This is a genomic window from Deinococcus actinosclerus, assembly GCF_001507665.1.
GTDB lineage: Bacteria > Deinococcota > Deinococci > Deinococcales > Deinococcaceae > Deinococcus > Deinococcus actinosclerus.
The window spans coordinates 2944510-2967285 of sequence record NZ_CP013910.1 but is presented as its reverse complement, the minus strand read 5'-3'; the positions used below and the strand labels follow the sequence as shown (position 1 = coordinate 2967285).

The window sequence follows — 22776 nt, the reverse complement described above, 5'->3', positions numbered from 1 at the left end:
ACTTCCTGCCGTTGCGCTTTGACGCCGTTCTCCAGGTGACCGGTGACGAGTTCGGTGGTGTTCACGCCGTCGCGGGCGGCTCTGCTCTTCAGACGCAGGAGCAGGCGGTTTCATTGCACCTGGTGACAGGGATTTCGGGTGTACTTCGTCGTGCGGCCCCCGGTCTGCCCGGGCCGCCCGTGCTCTACTCGGGCGCATGCGCACCCTCGGCCGACTCGTCTCCCGGCACCCCTGGGCGGTGCTGCTCGCGTGGCTGCTCGCCGCCGCCCTGAGCCTCCCCTTCGCGGCGCGTGCCCCCGCGGCCCTCACCGCCGACCCCGCCGGCGGCCTAAAGGACTCCGAGGCCACCCGCGTCACCGACCTGCTGCGCGACCGCTTCGGGGAGCGCGATACGAACACCGTCGTCCTCGTGACCCGCAGCCAGCCGCCGCTGGGCACCAGGGAGGGCGACGCCACCTACCAGACGTTCCTGGACGGTCTGGAGGACGTGCCCGGCGTTACCCGCGTCACGGCCGCGCAGGCAGGCGGCCCCTACCGCACCCGCTCCGGGGACGGGTCCCTGGCGCTGACCCTCGCGCAGATTCCGCTGCTGGACGGCGCGAGCGACACCCTGCGCCGCGTGCGGGCCTACACCGCGCGCACAGAGAGCGCCGCGCTGGACATCCGCGTGACCGGCGGGCAGGCCATCGGGGACGACTTCACCCAGTTCGCCGAGAGCGACACCAAACGCAGCGAACTCGTCGCCCTGCCCCTGATCGGCGCGCTGCTGCTCGTCGTGTTCGGCGCGCTCGTCGCCACCGGCCTCCCGCTGGCCGTCGGGATGCTCAGCATCAGCGTCGCCATGGCCGCCCTGTACGGCCTGACGCACGTCATGGACGTCAGTACCTTCGCGCAGAGCGTCATCACCATGCTCGGCCTGGGCGCGGGCATCGACTACGCCCTGCTGATGGTCAACCGCTTCCGCGAGGAACTGAACCGCACGCCGGATCCGCGCCGCGCCGCCGAACGCACCGTGCAGACCGCCGGGCGCAGCGTCGCCTTCAGCGGCCTGACCGTCGCCATCGCCATGGCGGGCCTGATCCTCCCCCCGATCGCGTTCGTGCGCTCCATCGGGATCGGCGGGGTGCTGGCCGTGCTGCTGACCGTCCTGGCCAGCCTCACCGCCCTCCCCGCGCTGCTGGCGCTGCTGGGTGACCGCGTGAACCACCCGCGCTTCACCCGCCTGAACTGGGCGCAGAGCGGCGCGGCGTCCGGCGCGTGGACGGCCTTCGCGCGGCGCGTCACCGCCCGCCCCTGGTTCGCCGTGCTGAGCAGCACCGCCTTCCTGCTGCTGCTCGCCTCGCCCGCCCTGAACATCCGCACCGGGTATGCCGGCGCGTGGGGCCTCACGCCCGGCGTGGAGAGCCGCGACACCCTGAAAGACGTCGAGGCGCTCGGTGCGGGCGGCCTGCTCAGCCAGTTCGAGGTGATCCTTGACCTCAAGGGCCAGCGCTACACCCCCGCAGACCGCACCAGGTTCCAGGCGCTCGTGACGGACCTGCGCGCCCTGCCCGGCGTGAAGGGCGTCCTCAGCCCCTTCCTGACCCCCAGCGACCTCGCGGGCACAAATGGGGGCAGCACCGACCAGCTCGCTGCGCTGAGCGCCCTGACCACCCGCTCGTTCAGCCGTGACCGCACCCTGCTGCGCGTCACCGTCGTTCCCGACCGCACCCTCCCCGCCCGCGAGATTCCCGCCTTCGAGCGGCAGATCCGGGGCACCATCGAGGCCAGCGGGTACACGTACCTGCTCGGCGGCGCGCCCGTCGGCGGCGAGGAATTCAGCCGCGCCATCACCGACTCGCTGCCCACTGTCGTCCTGGCCGTCTTCGCCGGGACCTTCCTGCTGCTGATGGTCGCGTTCCGCAGCCTCCTGATCCCCCTCAAGAGCATCCTCATGAACGCCCTGACCGTCGGCGCCGCCATCGGCCTCGTGACCCTGATCGTGCAGGAAGGCGTCCTGGCCGCGCCCCTGGGCATCCCCGGCGACGTCGGCGTGCTCGACGCCAGCCTCCCGGTGCTGCTGTTCGCCGTGATGTTCGGCCTCAGCATGGACTACGAGATCTTCCTCCTGTCGCGCGTGCAGGAGGAGTACCTCGCCGGGCACCCCAACGACGAGGCCGTCGTGCGTGCCGTCGGCCACACCGCCCGCATCATCACCTCGGCCGCCATCATCATGTTCATCGTCTTCTCCGCGTTCATCTTCGGGCGCGTCGTCGCCAGCAAGAGCATCGGCCTGGGCCTCGCCATCGCCGTCGCCCTCGACGCCACCCTCGTCCGCCTCGTCCTCGTCCCCGCCTTCCTCAAGCTCGCCGGAAAGTGGAACTGGTGGCTGCCCGCCTGGCTCGATAAACGCCTGCCGCACATCCGCCTCGAACACTGAACAGGGGTTGCAGGGAGTGGGACCACAAGAGAAGAGGGGCGACCGCCTGCGCGCGTCGCCCCTCCTCCTGGTCTGCCCTCACACCTCGGCGTGCTCCTGCTCCCGCTTGCGGCGCAGGAACCACGCTGCGGCCGCCACCACCAGCACCCCCAGGATGATCTTGCTCGCCGGACCCACGTACTCCTCCACCCGGTCGTAATGCTCACCCAGCAGGAACCCCGCTCCCGCCAGCACCGACGCCCACAACGCCGACCCGATCGCGCTGAACAGCAGGAACTTCGGCATCGGCATCTCACTCATCCCCGCCGGCAGACTCAGCAGACTCCGGATCCCCGGCACCATCCGCCCGAACAGCACCGCCTTCGACCCGTGCCGGTCGAACCAGTCATCCGCCTTCTTGATGTCCTTCCCGCTCAGCGTCAACCACTTCCCGTGCCTGTCCGCCCACGCCACCAGCCGGTCCTCACCGAACGCCCGCCCCACGTAATACAGCGGCAGCGTCCCGATCACACTCCCCAGCGTCCCCATCAGGATCACCAGCACCAGATTCAGATCCCCACGCGACGCCGCAAAGCCCGCCGACGGCATGATCAACTCACTCGGAATCGGCGGAAACACGTTCTCCAGCACCATCAACAGCAGGATCCCCAGGTACCCCATGCTGTCCATCAAATTCTGCACCCACTCGGCCATACCCCCGAGCGTACCGGGCCACCCACAGGGCAAGCGTCCACCCAAAGTGAAGCCCACTTCACGCACGCCCGCCCCCCACCCCCCACCCCCTACACTCGGCGCATGACCATCAAAGCCGTGATCTTCGACTTCGACGGCACCATCCTCGACACCGAAACCCCCGAATTCACCCACTGGCAGGCCCTCTACCGCCAATACGACCGCGAACTTCACCTCACCGACTGGCAACGCGGCATCGGCACCTGGGACGCCTTCGACCCCTGGCTCGGCCTCCCCGAGAGCGTCCAGCAGGATCGCCACGCCACCCACGAACGCCTGCGCACCGACATCCACCACACCATCGAATGCAGCGACCTGCGCCCCGGCGTCCGCGCCGTCCTCGACGCCATCCGACCCGCCGGGCTGCGCCTCGCCCTCGCCACCAGCAGCGACCGCACATGGGTCACCCGCTGGCTCCAGCAGCACGGCCTCCTCGCCCATTTCGAAACGCTCGCCACCCGCGACGACGTCACCCGCGTCAAGCCCGACCCCGAGCTCTACACCCTCGCCGTCCACACCCTCGGCCTCAGGCCCCACGAATGCCTCGCCGTCGAAGACAGCCTCAACGGCGCCACCGCCGCCGCCGCCGCCGGACTCCACGTCGTCGTCGTGCCCAACGACGTCACCCGCACACAAGCCTTCCTGCCCGAATGGGGCCGCGTCGACGGGTACGAGGGGGGATTGGAAGCCCTACTGGCGACCGTTCGGGACTGACGCATAGGGGGGACGTTGGAAGGTTTGCGCCTGGCGGCGGGCTGCCCCACCCCCCAGCCCCCTACCCCAGAGGGGCAGGGGGAGATTACGTTGCACTAGGCAAGAGTTTCTTTCGGCGCGGCGGAGGTGTCGTGGGCGGTGACGTATCCGGCTTCGACGCCATCCTTCGCCCCCCTCGTAGGCCCGCGCGCTGCGCGCACGACGGCCGGTGGGGGTCTGCGGTCAGGTGATCGGTGGGACGCTTCGCGCCGCTGATCGACTTTCAAAACCCCGCTTTTGCCAAAGCGAGAATGAGTAGAACCTTCTGGCCCGCACCAGGTTGTGTGGCCCCAGAATCGTCGTGGCAGCCGAGCCCGTCGTGCGCGCAGCGCGCGGGGCGACCGCAGCGAACCCGGAGGTCTGCAACCCCATCAGTGGCCGAACCAGCCCCATACCCGCTGACCACCTGAGAGAAATACTTTGCCGAGCGCAGCGAAAACTCCCCCTGCCCCTCTGGGGGACTCGTATGAGCCGCTTGCGGAGGGGGCTGGGGGGTGGGGCAGCCCGCCGCAGGCGCCCACATTCCGTTCAATTTCTGATTGAAATAGCCGATCAGTCCGTCAGATGTCCTCACTCCCGGTGTCCATGCGGACCACGCGCGGCTGGAAGCTGGCGATGACGTTCACGAGGTCGTCCTGCCGGGCGATGACGTCCTGGATGCGTTTGTAGGCCTGTGGGGCTTCGTCGATGCCGCCGCCGATGAGGGTGACGCCGCGGGTGGTGAGGTACGCCTGGACGTCTTTTTTGTTGAGGGTGCTGGCAGCGGCTTTGCGGCCGAGCTGGCGGCCGGCGCCGTGGCTGGCGCTGGCGAGGGCGCCGGGGTGGCCGAGGCCGCGGACGACGTAGCCGGGGTCGGCCATGCTGCCGGGGATGAGGCCGAGCTGGCCGGGGGCGGCGGGGGTGGCGCCTTTGCGGTGGACGATGAGGTTCTGGTCGCCGACCTGTTGTTTCCAGGCGAGGTTGTGGCTGTTGCTGACCTGCGCGAGGGGGGTGACGTTCAGGGCGCGGGCAAGGCGGGCGTGGATGAGGTCGTGGTTGGCGAGGGCGTAGCGGCCGGCGAGGGTCATGGCCTGCCAGTACGCCTGCCCGTCTTCGTGGTCGAGGGGGAGCCACGCGAGTTTTTTCGCTTCGGGGGCGAGGCCAGGGTGGTGGCGTTCGGCGAGGCCAGTGAAGTGCCCGGCGACCTGGGCGCCGAAGCCGCGGCTGCCGCTGTGGGAGAGGACGGCGAGGTACTCGCCGGGGTCCAGGCCGAGGTCGGCGTGGGGAAGGGTGAGGGTGCCGAATTCGACGAAGTGGTTGCCGCTGCCGCTCGTGCCGATCTGCGTGGCGGCCTTCTCGAATAGGTGCCGCAGGATGGGCTGGTCCTGCCAGGTGGTTTCGTGGAGGACGTCGTGGTCCTGGCGGTCGCGTTTGTCGAAGGCGACGCCCGCGCCGAAGCGGGTGTGCTTGAGCAGGAGGGTGCCAGCCTCGTCGGTGCGCAGCGCGTTCGCCTGGATGGGGAGGACGGAGAGCATCATGGAGCAGCCGATGTCCACGCCGACGCCGTAGGGGATGACGGCGTTCTCGGTGGCGAGCACCCCGCCGATGGGGAGGCCGTAGCCGACGTGCGCGTCGGGCATGAGGGCTCCGGCGCGGCTGATGGGCAGGCGCATGGCGACGTCCATCTGGCGGTGCGCGCCGGGGTCGATCAGGTCTGCGCCCCAGGTGGGGTAGGGGAGGGGTGCGGGGCGCAGGTCGCTGCCCTTGCGGGCGTCAAGGATGGCCTGCTGCGCGAGGAGTTCGGCGGCCAGCGGGGCGTACACGCCGCCCGCCGCGTACGCGGCGGGGTTCTGCTGCACGGCGCGCAGTTCGTTCAGGATGTCGTCGCGGCTCAGGCCGGCGGTTTCGCGCTGGGTGGCGGCGGTCTGGGCGAGGGCGATGGCCTTCTTTTCCAGGCCGAGTTTCACGAGGTGTTTGCCGTTCATGGGTCTCTCTCTTTCAGGTGGGTGGGGAGGCGACGGCGCCTCGGGTGGTGGGGTCTCTGGGCGTGGGTGTCCGGTCGCCGTGATCGCCGTCCGTGGTGTCGGTCGGACTGGGTGTAGCTGTACTGGATGGAGCTGCGCTGGGTGTACCTGCGGGCATGGTCGCCTCCTTTCCCTGACTCGGGTCGTCGTGAGTGTGCCGCGCGGGTGGGGCGGCAGGCATCCGCATGGTGGCGGATGGGCAGCGTAGGCCAGTGCCTACTCCAGCGGGGTCGGGTCAAGCGGACCCGCTCAGGTCCGTGACGGTCACCCCGGGCCGGAAGGTGCTGATTGTCCGCCACGCGGGGAAGGTGTGCGTGGTGCTCCCGGCGGTGACGCGCAGACCGGTCACCGGTGCGGGTGGGCGCGGTCAGGGGCGAGGCGGCCCGCAGCAGGCACAGGGGTCGCATGCCCCATCATGTCGCCCACGTGGGCTCGGGTCAGCTCAGGGCCAGGGCGTCCACGGCCTCCTGCGTCTCGTTCCAGGGGATGGTTTCGTGGGTACGTTCCAGGGTGTCCTCGGGACCCTTCCCGGCCAGCAGCACCGTGTCGCCGGGCTGCGCCAGGGCGATGGCGGCGCGGATGGCGGCGCGGCGGTCGGGAATGGACTGGAAGTTGCTGCGTCCGGCGTCACGCGCGCCGCGTTCCATCTCGCGCAGGATCTCGGCCAGTGGCGTGTCGCGGCAGTCCTCCTCGGTGAAGACCGCGTGGTCCGCGAGGCGGGTGGCGACTTCGCCCAGCGGGGCGCGCTTGCCCGGATCGCGCGGGCCGCCCGCCGAGCCGAGCACCACGATCAGGCGGCCTGCAGTGGTGGTCCGCAGGGTGCCCAGGGCTTTTTCAAGGCTGGGCGGCGTGTGTGCGAAGTCCACGACGACGCGCCGTCCGCGCCTGTCCGGCACGAGTTCCATGCGGCCCGGCACGCCCCGGAACGACGCGAGGCCCGCCGCGAGCGCCTCCCAGTCCGCGCCGAGGTGCGCGGCGGCGGCCATGGCGGCCAGGGCGTTCGCCACGTTGAAGCGCCCGATCATCGGCAGGTGCGCGTCGAAATCCCCCAGCGGGCTGATCACGTGGAAGTGCAGCCCGGTGCTGCGTTCCTCGATGTCGGTGGCGCGCCAGTCGGCGTGCTGGCCCTCGGCGGAGTAGGTGGTCTCGGCGGGGGCGACGCCGCGCAGCTGCGCGGTCCAGGGGTCGTCCACGTTCAGCACCGCGAACGGCGCGGCCTCCACCAGCCGGCGTTTATCCGCGAAGTAGTTCTCCAGCGTGCCGTGGAAGTCCAGGTGTTCGCTGCTCAGGTGCGTCCAGACCGCCACGTCCCACGCGACGCTCCGCACGCGCTCGAGCGCCAGGGCGTGACTGCTGGCCTCCAGCACCGCCGCGTCCGCGCCCGCCGCGACCATGTCGGCCAGGGTGGCCTGCACCTGCGGGGCCTCGGGGGTCGTGAAGTGCGCCGGGAAGTGCCGCAGCGTCCCGTCCGGCAGTTCATACCCGACGGTGCTCAGGAGGCCGGTGCGCTGTCCGGCGGCGCGCAGCAGGTGCCGGGCCAGCCAGCTGGTGGTGGTCTTGCCGTCGGTGCCGGTCACGCCCACCACCTGCAGCTGACGGCTGGGGTGCCCGGCCAGCGCGGCGGCGGCGTCCGCCAGGGCCGCGCGGGCACCCGGCACGCGCAGGTACGGCAGGGGGCAGGTCACGCCGTCCGGGAGGCCCTCGCCGATCACGGCCACGGCGCCCGCCTGCGCGACCCGGTCAATGAAGCTGTGCCCGTCGAAGCGCGCCCCCCGGATCGCCACGAACGCCCAGCCGGGCTGCACCCAGTCGGCGTTGTGCGTGACGCCCGTCACCTCCGGGTTCAGCTCCGGGCCAACAGGTGTCAGGTGGGCGTGCAGGTGGTCGGCCAGCTCGGCAAGGCGCATGCCGGGATCATAGCGGGCGTCCGTGTGGATCCGGCGGGTGCGGGGGTCAGCGCTGGCGGGCGTACAGGCCGCTGAAGGTGACGTTCAGGCCCCCGCACGCGCCGTTGTCCGCCGCGACCAGCCACGGGCCGACCGGCCACAGGTTCAGCTCGCAGCCGTCTGCCGCGACCTGCCACGCGCCGCCCCGGCGGGTCAGGGTCCCGTCCACCTCGCCCAGGTTCGCGCTGCCGCCGGGGGTGGGGTATAGCGCGCTCCCCTGCACCTGCCACGCGCCGGCGGCCGTCTTCGTGAGGGTCAGCGTGCCGCTCCCGGATGTCCAGGTGCCGCTCAGGGCGGCGCTGGCGGGCAGGTTCTGCACCTGCATGGTGTTCAGGTAGCCGCCCGCGCCGGTCGGCACGCCGCCCCGCACGAAGTAGCTGCAGCGCCGACCGTTCACGGGTGGCCCCTGGAGGAGCAGGTCGCCCTTGACCACGTACGCCTTCCCCGGTTTGCCACTGGCGTCGGTGAACACGGCGCGGCTCACCGACACGCGGGCGGCCCGCAGGTTGCCGGGCTCCAGGGTCAGCCAGTCGGCGCAGCCCAGCGGGGTCGCCGGGGCAGGTGCGGGGGCCCCCTGGGCGTGGGCGAGCGGGGTGGGGGCGGCAGCGCCCAGCAGGGCCAGGGTCAGGATGGAACGGGACAGGGCAGGCATCCCGGTCAGCGTATCGGGCGGCGGGACGGCGCGCCGCCTCATCTGACCGGGTATCCGGTTGCGGTCGGCCGCGTCCGGACGTTCAGCGCAGCAGCGGCAGCCCGTAGCCGTTGGCCTGCACGCGCTGGCACACCCATTCGAAGGCCTGCGGGTCGGCCACGAAGTCCAGCTGGTCGCCGGGCACGCGCACGACCGGGCAGGCGTCGAAACCCGCGACCCAGCTGTCGTACAGGCGGTTCAGGCCGCCCAGGTACGCCTCGGGAATGTCCTGCTCGTAGGCGCGGCCGCGCTGCGCGATGCGCCGCTTCAGGGTGGGCAGGCTCGCGTCGATGTGGATCAGCAGGTCCGGGACGCGCAGGGCGGGCAGCACGCCCTCGTACAGGCTGCGGTAGGTGGCCCAGTCGCGCTCCTCCATCTGGCCGCTCTCGTAGAGGTTGCGCGCGAAGATGTTGGCGTCCTCGAACACCGTGCGGTCCTGAATGACGTAGCGGGCGCCGGTCACGAGGTTCAGGTGCTGCTCCAGGCGCCGCGACAGGAAGTACACCTGCGAGTGGAAGGAGTAGCGGCGCATGTCGCCGTAGAAGTCCTCCAGGTAGGGGTTCTCGGCGTAGGGTTCGTACACGGGGCGCAGGCTGTAGCGCCCGGCGAGCATGCGGGTCAGGGTGCTCTTGCCGCTGCCGATGTTTCCGGAGATGGCGAGGTACATCAGTCCGCGGCCTGTCCGGCGCGCAGGGCCTCGTCGATGCGGGCCAGGAGGCCGCGCTCGTCGTCCGGGTTGTTCACGAAGTCGATCCCGGCCGCGTCGATGATCAGGTGCGGGTGCGGGTACGTGCGGAAGTACTCGTCGTAGCGCCCCGTGAGGTTGGCGAGGTACTCGGCCTGCATGTCCTGCTCGAAGGGTCGGCCGCGCAGGGCGATGCGGCGCAGCAGCTCGTCGGTGTCGGCGCGCAGGTATACCACGAGGTCCGGGGTGGGCAGGCGCGGGGACAGGTGGGAGTACAGGTCCTCGTACAGCGCGAACTCGGCGTCGCGCAGGTTCATGGACGCGAAGATGAAGTCCTTGTCGAACAGGTAGTCGCTGACGACCGAGTCGCGGTACAGCCCGGGTTGCCACAGCGCCGAGAGCTGCTTGAAGCGCGAGAGCAGGAAGAACGCCTGCACCTGGAAGGAGTACGCCTCGGGCTGCTCGTAGAATTTCGCCAGGAAGGGGTTCTCCTCGACGATCTCCAGGTTCAGTTCGGCGTTCTGACGCGCGGCGAGCCGCCGGGCGAGGCTTGTTTTCCCGACCCCGATGGGCCCTTCGACGACAACGTACATGGCAGGGCTGAGCATAGCGCCCCCCGCGAGTCTCAAGGGTGGATGAACGCCTTGACACGGGCGGGGGGGAGGGGTGGCGGGACATGGAGGATGGGGCCACGTCCATCCTCCAGCCGCTAGTCTCCGTCCTCCTTCTTCTTGTCTTTCAGGCGTCCGGCGTCGCGTGCGGCTCGGGTCAGGAGGTACTCGATCTGGGCGTTCACGCTGCGCAGGTCGTCCGCGGCCCAGCGTTCCAGCGCGGCGTACAGCTCCGGGCTGATGCGCAGGGGGAAGTTCTTGCGCGGCGGCATGATCAGTACAGGCTACCGGCGTTCACGACCGGTTGTGTCCCGCGCTCGCTGGTGAGCACCACGAGCAGGTTGCTGACCATCTGCGCCTTGCGTTCCTCGTCGAGCTGCACGATGCCCTGCTCGCTCAGTTCCCGCAGGGCCATCTCGACCATGCCCACCGCGCCCTGCACGATCTGCGCGCGCGCGGCGATGATGGCGCTGGCCTGCTGGCGCTGGAGCATCGCGCCGGCGATCTCGGGGGAGTACGCGAGGTGCGACAGGCGGGCCTCGAGGACCTCCACGCCCGCGTGCTGGAGGCGGGCGGCGAGTTCACGGCCGAGCGCCTCGGCGACCTCGTCGGCGTTGCCGCGCAGGCTCATGCCCGCGCCGTCGTACTCGTCGTAGGGGTACTGGCTGGCGAGGTGGCGCAGCGCGGTCTCGCTCTGGATGGCGACGAACTCGGCGTAGTCCTCGACGTCGAACACGGCGCGGGCGCTGTCCACGACCCGCCAGACGATCACGGCGGCGATCTCGATGGGGCTGCCGGCGGCGTCGTTCACCTTCAGGCGTTCGCTGTTGAAGTTGCGGATGCGCAGGCTGACGCTCTTGCGGACCGTCAGCGGGTTGGTCCAGTACAGGCCGTTGCGGCGTTCGGTGCCCACGTAGCGGCCGAACAGGGTGAGGTTGGTCGCCTGGTTGGGCTGCACGATGAAAAAGCCGATCAGCACGAACAGCAGGATCAGGCCCAGCAGGGAGGCGAGGGCGATCTGGCCGCTCAGCAGCAGCGCGCCGCCGCCCAGCGCGGCCAGCAGCCAGACCAGGAAGACCGGGACGCCGGGCAGGCCGAAGGCGGGCCGCTCGGCGCTGGCGACGCCGGTGCGGGTGGAGACGCCGCCCTGCGGGGCGGGGGTGGGAGCCTGCTTCAGTTCGTTCATGCTGAATCCTCCTGGTGATCTTGAATAGCTATCAAAGTGATATCACTTTTGATCTGGCTTCACCACCGGGCTGGCCTGCAGGGGCGGACGACCGGGGGGCTCACCGTCGAAAGTCGATGGTCGATGGAAGAGGTGCGTCCCTTCCATCGACCATCGGCTTGCCCCCGTCTGCTACTGCAGGGTGCGTTTGAGCAGGGTCACCTTGACCTGCACGCGCTTCTTGTTCCGCCAGACGTCCAGGGTCACGGTCTGCCCCGGGCGCTTGGCCGCCACCAGACGGGTCACGTCGAACGCGTCGCGCACGCCCTGCCCGTCCACCGCCACGATGATGTCGCCCAGCGGCGCGAGCAGCTGATCCTTGCTGTTGCGCAGGCTGCCGCGCAGGCCCGCGCGGGCGGCGGCGCTGCCGGCCGCGACCTGATCCACCAGGGCGCCCTGGTTGCTGCTCAGGCCCGCGAGCTGCCGCAGCGCCGGGTCCAGGCTGTCGAGGTCCACCAGCGTGGCGCCCAGCGTCCCGCGCTGCGGCACCCCGATCTTCTCCAGGTCGTCGAGGCTCTGCTTGACCAGATCGCCGGGAATGGCGATCCCGATCGTGCCCGGCACCAGCGAGTTCGGCGCGGCGTTCAGGTCGGCCACGCCCACCACCAGCCCGCGCGAGTCCAGCACCGGCCCGCCGCTGTTGCCCTGCTGGACGCTGGCGGTGGTGGTGAGGTACTGACTGATCTCCGCGCCCAGCTGATCGGTGCGGGGCACGTCGCGGGCGCTGGCGGTCACGCTGAAGACGCCGCTGCCCACGAAGTTCTGGATGCGGAACGGCGTGCCGAGCGTGATCATCTTCTGGCCCGGAATGAGGCGCGCGCTGGACCCGAAGGTCAGCGTGGCGGGCGCGGTGACGCCGGACACGCGCAGGATCGCGATGTCGATGCCGGGGTCCACGCCCTCCAGGCGCGCCGTGACGCGCCGCCCGTTGAACAGCGTGACCGTGATCGACTCCTGGAACTGCACCACGTGGTAGTTCGTGACGATCAGGTCCTTCTTGTAGAAGAAGCCGGTGCCGGTCTCGATGGGGTCGTCGCCCGGCTGCAGCTGTTCGCGTTGCAGCCGGGTATCGACGCGCACGACGGCCTGCAGGGCCTTCTGCGTGACTTCGACGGTGTTGATCTCGTCCGGGGTGACCAGGGTGCGCTGCGCGGTGACGCGCCCGGTCAGGTACGCGCCCCCGAGCCCGCCGCAGAGCAGCAGCGCGAGCCCCAGCGCGCGTGGGAACTTCACTCGCCGCTCTTGGGTCGGGAATCGGTGACGTAGAAGCCGCTGCCCTTGAACGCGATGCCGGGCCGCGCCAGGACGCGTTTGACAGGCGCGCCGGACTCGGGGTGCGTGGTGTAGGGCTCGTCGCGCATGCTCTGCTGCAACTCGTAGATTTCGCCGGTTTCCAGGTTCTTGTACAGGTACGTGGGCATGACTCTCAACCTCGTGTGGGCCCCGCGCGGAAAGCAGTGGGGCGCGGGGCTCATCCTAGCAACTGCCGCCAGCGGCGGATGTAAGGTCGCTCAAGCGTTTCTTTCAGCGTGCCCCCCACTCCGGGTGGGCGCCGCCTGATCAGGGCATGAGTGGCGTACTCATGTGAGGCGGGGGGTGGGTGCTATGCTGCGCGGGTGGACCGATTTGGTGTCCGGTTCACACGAAACAGGGCAGCGCAAGGCCCCTGCCCGCCCAGGCGGGACAGGGGAGACGAGGTGGAAGTCAGCGAGTTTCTGCGGATGCTTCCAGGCCAGCATGCACGGCCTACCCGGCGCCCGGCGGTTCCAGCACGGAATCCAGGGCGTGAATCCCGACCATAACCCCCGTGGCGACACGGACATAAAGCCGGGAACCATGCACCCACATCTCAGACACCAGCGAACAGGACGCACGCAGCGCGCGGCGGGAGCCCACGGCCCCCACCCCGCGACCGCTGCCGCGTCCCGACAAGGAGCACTATGTGCGGCATCGTTGGATACATCGGCCCCCGGCAGGCGCAGGACGTCCTCATCTCCGGTCTCTCGAAACTGGAATACCGCGGCTACGACAGCGCGGGCATCGCGGTCCATGACGGCGCGCAGATCGAGGTGAAGAAGAAGGCCGGGAAACTCGAGAACCTCAGCACCCTGCTGGAGGGGCAGCCCATGGGCGGCTCGCTGGGCATCGGGCACACCCGCTGGGCCACGCACGGCCTGCCGAACGACACGAACGCGCACCCGCACGCCACCGAGGACGGCCGCATCGTGATCATCCACAACGGCATCATTGAGAACTACCTGCCCCTGAAAGAAGGCCTGATGAGCCGCGGGCACGAGTTCAAGAGCGAGACCGACAGCGAGGTGCTGGCCCACCTGATCGAGGAAGCCTACGCGGGCAACCTCGAAGAGGCCGTCCGCGCGGCGCTGGCGCAGGTGCGCGGCGCGTACGGGATCGTCGTCACGCACGTCGACCACCGCGAGATCGTCGCGGCCCGCACCGTCAGTCCGCTCGTGATGGGCGTCGGTGAGGGCGAGATGTTCCTCGCCAGTGACGTGCCCGCCCTGCTGGCCTACACCCGCAACATGGTGTTCCTGCACGACGGCGACATGGTCGTCCTGAACGACGACGGCTTCCGCGTCATGGACCTTGCTGGCAACCCCCAGGAGCGCCCCGTGGAGCACATCGAGTGGGACGCCGAGGCCGCCGAGAAGGGCGGGTACGACACGTACATGCTCAAGGAGATCTACGAGCAGCCCCAGGCGCTGACCAACACCCTGATCGGCCGCCTGCACGACGAGACCGGCGAGGTGAACCTCGACATCGACCTCGACCCCGGCTCGTTCAAGCGGATCTCCATCATCGCGTGCGGCACCGCCTACTACGCCGGTCTGGTCGGCGAGTACCTCATCGAGCAGCTCGCCCGCATTCCCGTGGAAGTGGACGTCGCCAGCGAGTACCGCTACCGCGACCCCCTCGTCAGCGAGCACACCCTGGCCATCGTCGTGTCCCAGAGCGGCGAGACCATCGACACCCTGGAGGCGCTGCGCGAGGCGAAGAAGTTTGGCGCGAAGACCCTCGGCGTGATCAACGCCAAGGGCTCCTCCATGACCCGCGAGCTGGACGACACGCTGTACATCCACGCGGGCCCCGAGATCGGCGTCGCCAGCACCAAGGCGTACACGAGCATGGTCAGCGCGTTCCTGATGCTGGCCCTGTGGCTGGGCCGCGCGCGCGGCACGCTGAGTGCCGAGCAGGGCGCCGAGCTCCTGAAGGCCGCCCGTGAACTGCCCCGCCTCGTCGAGGACGCCCTCGCCCCCGAGCGCGTGGCGCGCATCAAGGAAGTCGCCGAGAAGTACGCCATGGCCCGCGACTACCTGTTCCTCGGGCGCGGCGTGAACAGCCCCACTGCCTACGAGGGCGCGCTGAAACTCAAGGAGATCAGCTACATCCACGCCGAAGCGTACGCAGCGGGCGAGATGAAGCACGGCCCCATCGCCCTGATCGACGAGCAGCTGCCGGTCGCCGTGATCGCCACCGAGAGCCGCCTGCTGGAAAAGACCATCAGCAACGTGCAGGAAGTCCGCGCCCGCGCCGGCAAGGTCATCCTGTTCCTCAGTGACGGCGACACCGAGAACGCCCGCCACGGCGACGACGTCATCTACGTCCCCCGCGCCCACGAGATGGTCAGCCCCGTCGTGAACGCCGTCGCCATGCAGCTGCTGGCGTACTTCACCGCCACCGCGCTGGGTAAGGACGTGGACAAACCCCGCAACCTCGCCAAGAGCGTCACCGTCGAGTAACGACCTTCCTGTCCGGATCAACCCCTCCGCCGTGAGGGGTTTTTTCTGGATGTCGCCCGACTGACATGAAGGCTGGATAGCCGCCTGGGCGCCATCCGCTCATGTGAGGCACATCGTTTTCTCAGGTCTGGATAGAGTGCTCCGGAAACCACAGCGGCGACCCCGCTGCACCCCGGAGACCCCATGCGAACCTACCAGTCCGACCGCGCCGCCCCGCTCCCCGGCATCCTGACCACCCTGCTCTACGGCCTGCTCGCCAGCGCCGTGGCAGGCGGCATCCTGTTCAGCGTCGAGCATTTCCTGCATTTCTATCTGATCATCCTCTTCCCGGTGGGCGCGGCCTTCCTGGTCGCCATCGCGCTGTCGGCGGGCATCACGGCGGGCCGCCTGCGCAACCCACTCGTCGCAGGACTGATCGGCCTGCTGAGCGCCGTCGCGGTCGAGGGCACCTACCACGCCCTGTCGTACCAGTTCGACTTCAAGGCGGCAGTCGCGCAGGAACTCGGCGCGAGCGACCCCAAACTGGTCGGGCAGCTGGGCAACGTCTTCCTGCAGCAGGAGGTCGGCGCAACCGGCTTCCCTGGCTACCTGAAGTTCGAGGCGCAGCAGGGCATCAAACTCAGCAAGTTCGGCATCGGTGGCGTCGGCATCAGCGGGACCGGGTACTGGATCTACCTGCTGGTCGAGACCGGCCTGATCGCCCTGTTCTGCGTCGGTGGAGCCGTGGGTGCCGCCCGGGAGCCCTTCAACGCCGCCACGGGCCGCTGGTACGCGCGGCAGGGCGCACCCCTGCGGGCCACCGCCGCGGACGGCGAGGCCCTCCAGGCGGCCCTGAAGGCCGGGCAGTGGGACGTGGCCGCCGCGCTGCTGACCACCGCAGACCTGCCCACGCCCCGCCTGGAACTGAGTGTCTGGCAGAGCGGCGATCCCGGAAACGTGTACGTTCAGCTGCACCACGTCGATCAGATCGAGGATCCCAAGAAGAAAGGTGAGACGAAACGCGAGGAGAAGGAACTGCTCAGCGGACTGCTGACCCAGGCGGAGCTGACCCAGCTGAGCCAGGGCGCGGCCCCCCCGCAGCCGGACGTGATGTCCGCCCCTGAGGGCGCGCTGGCAGGCGCGTAACCCGCCAGCAGAGGGGGCCGCAGCGCGACTGGCTGCGGCCCCCCTTTCCTTGTCTGGTCAGAATCCGGCCATGTCGCTGGCGACGGCGTTCGCGGGGATGTTGTACACGCCGTACACTTCCCGGTCCATGAAGCTGTCGGGCAGGTAGGCGTAGCCGCCGTCGCCGAAGCCGCAGCTCCAGGAGTTCTTGATCACGAAGTACCCGGTGGGCAGGGAGAGCTTCACATTCACCAGCCCGGCGATCTTCGCATCGTAGGTCTGCATGCCGGTGGTGACGTACCCGACGACATGGACGGCGTGCCCCCCACGGACCTTGCCGCCCATCAGGTTCAGGTTGGGCAGTCCGGTGGCGCCGATGGCGTCGAAGGCGGGGTCCACGTTGAAGCCCAGGATGAGCTGGTCGCCGCGGTCGATCATCTGGCGCAGCAGGGCGCGGCGGTAGGCGCGGGCGGCGTCGCCGCTGCCCAAGGCGTTGCTGGCGAGGGCCACCCAGACCTCGGTGCCCTGCGTGGCGCGGAAGTTGAACGCGGCGTTCGGGGCGATGTCCCATTCGGGTTTCCACGCGCAGGTGTTCGTGCCGCCCTGGCAGACGAGCTGGGCCTGCGCGGTGGTGTCGCTGCACGCCTGGTTGGCGTAGTTCAGGCAGGAGTTCTTGAATTCCGTGATGGGTTTGGTGTCGTCGGCGGGGATGCGGACGCGGCTGCGGGAGGGGTTGTACTTCCAGCGGACCTCGGTGGGGATCATGCGCTGCTTGCCGATGATGTCGTTGAAGTCGCCCCAGCCGGCGCCGTCGCCCAGCACGCCGTCGTCGCCGCGCAGCCAGTAGTACGCGTACTGCTCGGAGAGGTTGAAGGCACTCCTCGTGCGGCGGGCGATCAGGCTTTCCAGCGCCGAGACGTATGCGAAGGCCATGCAGGTGCCCCGTCCGCCCTGATCCTTGATGGTGGTGATCTGGTTGATGGCGTTGCCGCGCATCTGGCTGAACAGCGCGTTGGTGGGCGTGAACCGGCACGCGCCGTCGGCGGGGTTGTTCACGAAGCCGCCGCCCAGTTCATCCTGCGGCTGGGAGGGTGTGGGGGGCGTGGTCTTGTTGATGATGTTCAGGATGGGCGTGGTGATGCGGACATTCGGGGCGACGTTCAGCGTGCGGATGGATTCGGGCGCCAGGAATTCGCGCGGGACGGGGTTCTGGTCGCTCAGGCCGAAGGACTGCAGGATGGCGGCGCGGTTGCCCGCGGCGGCTGCCTCGGCCTGCGCGACGCTCAGGGCGACGGTGTCCTGGCCGTACAGCAGCACGGGTTTGACTTCCCCGGTGCGGAGTTTGACGCTGGCGGGGACGGTCAGGCCGCGCGGGAGGGCCAGGGTGGCGCGGGCGATGTCGGCGCGCAGGTCCGCACGGTCCTGGAGGCCCTGCACGAGCGTGAGGCTGCGGCTGATCTCGGCGTCGCGGGCCTGGAGGCGGGCGGGCAGGTCCTGGAGGTTGAGGGGCAGGGCGTTCGGGCTCTGGAGTACCTGCTGGAACTGGACCTGCGGGACGCGCAGGACGTTCAGGTTGAGGTTCGAGATCTGGACGGGTTGCAGCAGGACGTTCTGGAAATTGACGGTGGTCTGCGCCTGCGCGCCGCACAGGGCGGTGCTGAGGAGGGCGGCGCTGAGCAGGACAGTGGGGCGTGCGTTCATGGTGAACCTCCTGGGGTGATGCGGCTATTGAAACGGGGGGGGCGTTGCGGGAGCGTTGCGCGGGGGCCGGTCTGGCTGGGTGCTGGTGCTGACTGGGTGCAGTTCAGCAGAGGGGGCATGATCGGGCCGTGATCAGGGCGGGGGCCGGCGATGACCGGCCCGGATTCTTGAACCGGGTTGAAGACCGGGGTGCGGTGGGGGCGGGGGATTGACAGGGGCGTGGGCGGCGCGCACACTGACAGCACCTCAATGTAATCGTTTGCAACCCGACTTCCGCGTCTGGGAAGTCCCATAGCTCAACCTCAACCCCACTCCTGCCGCAGGGAGGTGTAATCGATTTCATGGCCAGTATTCAGGATGTCGCCCAGCTCGCCCAGGTCAGTACCGCCACCGCCTCCCGCGCCCTGACCCGCCCGGACATGGTCGCCGCCACCACCCGCGAACGCGTCCTGAACGCCGCCCGCGAACTCGGCTACCAGCCCAACGTGATCGCCCGCAGCCTGCGCCAGGGCGAGACCCGCACCATCGGCGTGATCGTCACCGACATACTCAACCCCTTCCACGCGCAGCTCGCCAAGGGCATCCAGGACGCCGCCGACCGCCACGGCTACACCGCCTTCCTGTTCAACAGCGACGAGGACCCCGCCAAGGAACGCCGCGCCGTCGAGACCCTGCGCGGCCACCTGCCCCAGGGCCTGATCATCGTGCCCACCAGCGGCGCCCGCCAGAACCTCCAGGCGCTGTCCGGGGTGCCCGTCGTCGAACTTGACCGCGTGACCGGCAACCCGGAGGTCACCACCGTCACCGCCGACAACACCGCCGGCGCTGAGGCCGCCACCCGCCACCTCATCGGCCTGGGCCATACGCGCATCGGCATGATCGTCGGGCAGCAGGACATCAGCACCGCCACCCAGCGCCACGACGCCTACCGCGCCGCGCTGGAAGCCGCCGGCCTCACCTACGACCCGGCCCTGGTGCTGCCCGGCAACCACCGCGAGGACGACGGTCACCGCGCCGCCACGCGCCTGCTGACCCTCCCCGAACACCGCCGCCCCACCGCGCTGTTCATCGGCAACAACGAGATGACCGTCGGCGCCGTCCTGGCCGCCCGCGCCCTGAACCTGCGCATCCCGGCGGACCTCAGCATCGTCGGCTTCGACGACAGCCGCTGGGCCCAGACCATGAACCCCCCCCTGACGGTCGTCGCGCAGCCCACCTACGACCTGGGCCTGCAGGCCGCCGAGCAGCTCATCCACCAGCTGCGGCATCCGCGCGATGGGCCGCCGCTGCACATCCAGCTCTCCACCACCCTGATCGTCCGCCACTCCACCAGCCCACCCCTCACGCCCGCCCCCCACCCCCAGCCCTCAGCCGCCCCCACCCCGGAGGAACCACCATGCGTAAAGTGATTGCCAGTGCCGCCCTGACCGCCCTCGCCGCCAGCCTCAGCCTGGGCGTCGTCCAGGCCCAGAGCAGCGCCCAGCCCATCATCGGCCTGATCACCAAGACCGAGACCAACCCCTTCTTCGTGAAGATGAAAGAGGGCGCGCAGAAGGAAGCCACCCGCCTGGGCGCCAAACTCCTGACCGCCGCTGGGAAGGCCGACGGCGACAACGCCGGACAGGTCGCCGCCATCGAGAACATGGTCGCCGCCGGCGCCAAGACCATCCTGATCACCCCCAGCGACTCCAAGGCCATCGTGCCCGCCATCGCCAAGGCCCGCGCCGCTGGCGTCATGGTCATCGCGCTGGACAGCCCCACCGAACCCGCCAGCGCCGTGGACGCCCTGTTCGCCACGAACAACTACCAGGCCGGCATCCTGATCGGCCAGTGGGCCAAGAAGGCCATGGGCACCAAGAAACCCGTGATCGCCACCCTCGACCTGTTCCCCGGCCACCCGGTGGGCATCGCGCGGCACAACGGCTTCCTGGCGGGCTTCGGCATCAAGGGCATCACCGCCAGCACCAAGGACCTCGTGAACACCAGCGTCGCCTGCGCCCAGGACTCCTTCGGGGACCAGACCAAGGGCCAGACCGCCATGGAGAACTGCCTCCAGAAGAACCCCGACATCAATGTCGTGTACACCATCAACGAACCTGCCGCCGCCGGGGCGTACCAGGCGCTGAAGGCCGCCGGGAAGGAGAAGGACGTCCTGATCGTGTCCGTGGACGGCGGCTGCGCCGGCGTGCGCAACGTCGAGGGTGGCGTGATCGGCGCGACCAGCCAGCAGTACCCCCTGAAGATGGCCAGCATGGGCGTCGCGGCGGGCGTGACCTACGCCAAGACCGGCAAGAAGGTCAGCGGCTACACCGACACCGGCGTCACCCTGATCACCAACAAGGCCATGAGCGGCGTGAAGAGCCAGAACGGCAAGTTCGGCCTCGCCAACTGCTGGGGCCAGTAAACCCAGGCGCTGAGCGGCGCGGCTGACCCGGCCCGCCCCCCACCCTCACCACCCCTTCGCCACGGCCCGCGCCCCTCTGAGCCGCGCGCCGTGGCGAACCACTTGAACCGGGGAGACCCATGAGCATGACGCAACCCACCACCACCACGCCCGGGCGGCGCTTCCAGCTGCCGAACCTCAGCACCCTGGGCCCGCTGATCGCCCTGCTGATCGCCTGCCTGTTCTTCACCTTCCAGTCCGACCGGTTCCTGACGCTGGGCACCTTCAGCCTGATCCTGCAGCAGGCGTCGTTCGTGGGCGTGATCGCCATCGCGCAGACGCTGATCGTCCTGACCGCCGGGATCGACCTGAGCTGCGGGATGATCATGGCCCTGAGCAGCATGGTGATCGGCAAACTGGCCGTCGAGCAGGGCGTACCCGTCCCGCTGGCGATCCTGGCGGGCTTCGCGGTCGGCGCGTTCGTCGGCTGGGCCAACGGCCTGCTCATCACGAAGTGGAAACTGCCGCCGTTCATCGTGACGCTCGGCATGTACTCCATCGTGTTCGCCGCCGTGAAGATCTACTCGAAGGCGACCAGCGTCCCCATGCCCGCCGACGGCCTGACGTTCCTCGCGCAGCGTTTCACGGTGTTCGGCACGCCGTTCACGTACGGCAGCCTGCTGATGGTGGCGCTGTTCATCCTGACGTGGCTCTTTCTCAACTACACCGCGCCGGGCCGGCACATCTACGCGCTGGGTAACAACCCGGAAGCGGTGCGCCTGAGCGGCATCAACACCAGCCGCCTGCTGCTCAGCGTGTATACGTTCGCGGGCGTGCTGTACGGCGTGGCGGCCCTGCTGCTGCTGGAACGCATCGGCGGCGCCTCCCCCGAGGCGGGCACCACCGAGAACCTCGAAAGCATCACCGCCGTCGTCATTGGCGGCACCAGCCTCTTCGGCGGGCGCGGCAACGTGCTGGGGACCCTGGTCGGCGTGCTGATCGTCGGCGTGTTCCGCTCGGGCCTGACGTTCATGGGCCTGGACAGCGTGTACCAGAACCTCATCACCGGCATCCTGATCATCCTGGCGGTCGCCACCGACCAGTTCTCCCGGAGGAAAGCATGACCGCCGCCCACCTGCCCGTCACCCCGCCCGGCCCGCACCTCGCCCGGCCCCTGGTCATGGAAGCGCGGAACCTCGTCAAGCGCTACGGGCACGTCACCGCCATCGGCGGCGCGGACTTCGAACTGCGCCCCGGCGAGATCATGGCCGTGATCGGCGACAACGGCGCGGGCAAGAGCAGCCTCATCAAGGCGCTGTCCGGCGCGCTCATCCCCGACGAGGGCGAGATCCTCCTGGACGGGCAGCCCGTGCACTTCCGCACGCCCAGCGACGCCCGCCGCGCCGGGATCGAGACCGTCTACCAGGACCTCGCCGTGGCGCCCGCCATGACGATTGCCGAGAACCTCTTCCTGGGCCGCGAACTGTACCGGGGCGGCGCGCTGGGCCGCGCCCTGAAACTCATCGACCGCCGCCGCATGCTCACCGAGGCCACCGAGCACATGAAAGGCCTGCAGTTCGCCATCAAGAGCATGAGCCAGCCCGTCGAGACGCTGAGCGGCGGGCAGCGGCAGGGCGTCGCCGTGGCCCGCGCCGCCGCGTTCGCGCAGCACGTCGTGATCATGGACGAACCCACCGCCGCGCTCGGCGTGCGCGAGGGCAACATGGTCCTCGACCTGATCCGCAAGGTGCGCGACCGGGGCCTGCCGGTCATCCTGATCAGCCACAACATGCCCCACGTGTTCGAGATCGCCGACCGCATCCACGTGCACCGCATGGGCCGCCGCGCCGCGCTGCTGAACCCGCAGAAGATCAGCATGGCCGACACCGTGTCCGTCATGACCGGCGCGATCAAACCCGAGGACCTCAGCGAGGACGTCCTGGCGCACTAGGAGTGTGGGGTTCAGGTTGTGGGTTATGTGAACAGAGGAGAGGAGGCGGGGGCACCAACGCCACCCGCCTCCTCTGTCTGTGGTCAGACGAGACTGCATCGCTTCCACCTCACGCCGAGTCGCCCAGTGGCCCCCTCACCCTCCCGTCGCTGCGCTCCTCCCTCCCTCTCCCACGAGGGGAGAGGGAAAAACGGACCGCGATCACGCGGTGGGCAAGTCGTTTCAATCCTGTATCAGCGGCTGGGGGTCAGGGCGCGGCCCTGCGTGAGCCAGAGGTTCAGCGCGCACACGAGCAGCAGCGCCCCCAGCGGGAACGGCACGGCCCCCAGGTCCAGCTGGACGTTCACGCCACGCGTGAAGCTGCCCAGGCGACCCCGCACCTCGCCCGCGTAGTGGCGCAGGGATACGTCCAGGCCGTCCGTGAAACGGCCGTAGCGGCCCGTCACCTGATCCGGCGTGAACTCCAGCCGCGCGTCCACGCCCTGCGTGAAACCGCCCAGGCGGACCGTCATGACGCCCGCCGCGATGCCCGCCCGGATGTCATGCCCGTGCGTGACGCCCCCCACGCGGCCCACGAGTTCGCCGCCCTCCAGCCACACGCGCACGTCGGTGCCGTCCGTGACGCCCCCCACCCGTGCGCTGAAGCGTTCCCCGTCCCAGGTGGCGTGCAGGTTCACGCCGTCCGACACGCCCCCGAACCGGCCCGTCAGGGCCTCCTGCTGAGCTACGCCCGTCATGCCGCCCAGCGTAACGGACGCGCTCTGGCAGAAGCCTCACTGGGGTGAGGCGTGAACAGTTGAAAGTTGATGGT

20 protein-coding genes are annotated in these 22776 nt (G+C 69.6%); 8 read left to right on the top strand and 12 right to left on the bottom strand.

The window, feature by feature from the left end:
- Positions 1-196: 196 nt before the first annotated feature.
- On the top strand, positions 197-2419 hold the full coding sequence (locus AUC44_RS14560; RefSeq protein WP_062159367.1) for an MMPL family transporter: 2223 nt from the start codon (positions 197-199) through the stop codon (positions 2417-2419).
- Positions 2420-2497: 78 nt separating this feature from the next.
- Here AUC44_RS14560 and AUC44_RS14555 read toward each other — a convergent pair whose 3' ends face one another.
- Entirely contained in the window at positions 2498-3112 is a 615-nt protein-coding gene (locus tag AUC44_RS14555; protein ID WP_062159366.1) for a DedA family protein, read from the bottom strand.
- A gap of 102 nt (positions 3113-3214) precedes the next feature.
- On the opposite strand from AUC44_RS14555, the gene AUC44_RS14550 reads away from it, so the two are divergent.
- Positions 3215-3865: an HAD family hydrolase gene (locus AUC44_RS14550; protein WP_062159365.1), complete on the top strand. Its 651-nt coding sequence runs from the start codon at positions 3215-3217 to the stop codon at positions 3863-3865.
- A gap of 599 nt (positions 3866-4464) precedes the next feature.
- On the opposite strand, the gene AUC44_RS14545 is transcribed toward AUC44_RS14550, so the two are convergent.
- The 9 genes from AUC44_RS14545 to AUC44_RS14510 form a co-directional block, all read right to left on the bottom strand.
- Positions 4465-5868, bottom strand: coding sequence for an RtcB family protein (locus tag AUC44_RS14545; RefSeq protein ID WP_062159364.1), 1404 nt, complete (start codon positions 5866-5868; stop codon positions 4465-4467).
- A gap of 476 nt (positions 5869-6344) precedes the next feature.
- The gene (locus tag AUC44_RS14540) at positions 6345-7814 is read right to left on the bottom strand and encodes a UDP-N-acetylmuramoyl-L-alanyl-D-glutamate--2,6-diaminopimelate ligase (RefSeq protein WP_062159363.1); all 1470 of its coding nucleotides are present in this window, start codon (positions 7812-7814) and stop codon (positions 6345-6347) included.
- Between the two features lie 46 nt (positions 7815-7860).
- Positions 7861-8505, bottom strand: a complete 645-nt coding sequence (locus tag AUC44_RS14535; RefSeq protein WP_062159362.1) for a hypothetical protein — start codon at positions 8503-8505, stop codon at positions 7861-7863.
- An 82-nt stretch (positions 8506-8587) separates the two neighbouring features.
- Positions 8588-9211 (bottom strand): deoxynucleoside kinase, encoded by a 624-nt coding sequence (locus tag AUC44_RS14530; RefSeq protein WP_062159361.1) that lies wholly within the window; start codon positions 9209-9211, stop codon positions 8588-8590.
- Positions 9211-9822, bottom strand: a complete 612-nt coding sequence (locus AUC44_RS14525; protein WP_058974793.1) for a deoxynucleoside kinase — start codon at positions 9820-9822, stop codon at positions 9211-9213. The genes AUC44_RS14530 and AUC44_RS14525 overlap by 1 nt, the downstream gene beginning before the upstream one ends.
- Positions 9823-9938: 116 nt before the next feature.
- Complete coding sequence (locus AUC44_RS16910) at positions 9939-10112, bottom strand: type II toxin-antitoxin system antitoxin (protein WP_197408550.1); 174 nt, start codon at positions 10110-10112, stop codon at positions 9939-9941.
- A 2-nt stretch (positions 10113-10114) separates the two neighbouring features.
- Positions 10115-11026 carry an SPFH domain-containing protein gene (locus AUC44_RS14520; RefSeq protein WP_062159360.1) on the bottom strand — a complete coding sequence of 304 codons (912 nt, stop codon included), beginning with the start codon at positions 11024-11026 and terminating at the stop codon, positions 10115-10117.
- A 171-nt stretch (positions 11027-11197) separates the two neighbouring features.
- Positions 11198-12298, bottom strand: a complete 1101-nt coding sequence (locus tag AUC44_RS14515; protein WP_062159359.1) for a S1C family serine protease — start codon at positions 12296-12298, stop codon at positions 11198-11200.
- The gene (locus tag AUC44_RS14510) at positions 12295-12486 is read right to left on the bottom strand and encodes an FmdB family zinc ribbon protein (protein WP_062159358.1); all 192 of its coding nucleotides are present in this window, start codon (positions 12484-12486) and stop codon (positions 12295-12297) included. Before AUC44_RS14510 ends, AUC44_RS14515 begins: the two co-directional genes overlap by 4 nt.
- A gap of 519 nt (positions 12487-13005) precedes the next feature.
- Between AUC44_RS14510 and glmS the strand changes: the two genes are divergently transcribed.
- Positions 13006-14826, top strand: a complete 1821-nt coding sequence (gene glmS, locus AUC44_RS14505; RefSeq protein ID WP_062159357.1) for a glutamine--fructose-6-phosphate transaminase (isomerizing) — start codon at positions 13006-13008, stop codon at positions 14824-14826.
- A gap of 183 nt (positions 14827-15009) precedes the next feature.
- Positions 15010-15951 carry a hypothetical protein gene (locus AUC44_RS14500; protein WP_062159356.1) on the top strand — a complete coding sequence of 314 codons (942 nt, stop codon included), beginning with the start codon at positions 15010-15012 and terminating at the stop codon, positions 15949-15951.
- 57 nt (positions 15952-16008) lie between these two features.
- Here AUC44_RS14500 and AUC44_RS14495 read toward each other — a convergent pair whose 3' ends face one another.
- Positions 16009-17631: a C1 family peptidase gene (locus AUC44_RS14495; RefSeq protein ID WP_062159355.1), complete on the bottom strand. Its 1623-nt coding sequence runs from the start codon at positions 17629-17631 to the stop codon at positions 16009-16011.
- 341 nt (positions 17632-17972) lie between these two features.
- On the opposite strand from AUC44_RS14495, the gene AUC44_RS14490 reads away from it, so the two are divergent.
- The 4 genes from AUC44_RS14490 (at position 17973) to AUC44_RS14475 (ending at position 21965) form a co-directional block, all read left to right on the top strand.
- The gene (locus tag AUC44_RS14490) at positions 17973-19040 is read left to right on the top strand and encodes a LacI family DNA-binding transcriptional regulator (protein ID WP_062159354.1); all 1068 of its coding nucleotides are present in this window, start codon (positions 17973-17975) and stop codon (positions 19038-19040) included.
- A complete protein-coding gene (locus AUC44_RS14485; RefSeq protein WP_062159353.1) occupies positions 19028-20035 on the top strand; it encodes a sugar ABC transporter substrate-binding protein in 1008 nt (335 codons plus the stop codon). The genes AUC44_RS14490 and AUC44_RS14485 overlap by 13 nt, the downstream gene beginning before the upstream one ends.
- Positions 20036-20160: 125 nt before the next feature.
- On the top strand, positions 20161-21138 hold the full coding sequence (locus AUC44_RS14480) for an ABC transporter permease (protein WP_157445394.1): 978 nt from the start codon (positions 20161-20163) through the stop codon (positions 21136-21138).
- The gene (locus tag AUC44_RS14475; RefSeq protein ID WP_062159351.1) at positions 21135-21965 is read left to right on the top strand and encodes an ATP-binding cassette domain-containing protein; all 831 of its coding nucleotides are present in this window, start codon (positions 21135-21137) and stop codon (positions 21963-21965) included. The genes AUC44_RS14480 and AUC44_RS14475 overlap by 4 nt, the downstream gene beginning before the upstream one ends.
- Before the next feature lie 233 nt (positions 21966-22198).
- Here AUC44_RS14475 and AUC44_RS14470 read toward each other — a convergent pair whose 3' ends face one another.
- Complete coding sequence (locus AUC44_RS14470) at positions 22199-22702, bottom strand: hypothetical protein (protein ID WP_062159350.1); 504 nt, start codon at positions 22700-22702, stop codon at positions 22199-22201.
- Positions 22703-22776 lie beyond the last annotated feature (74 nt).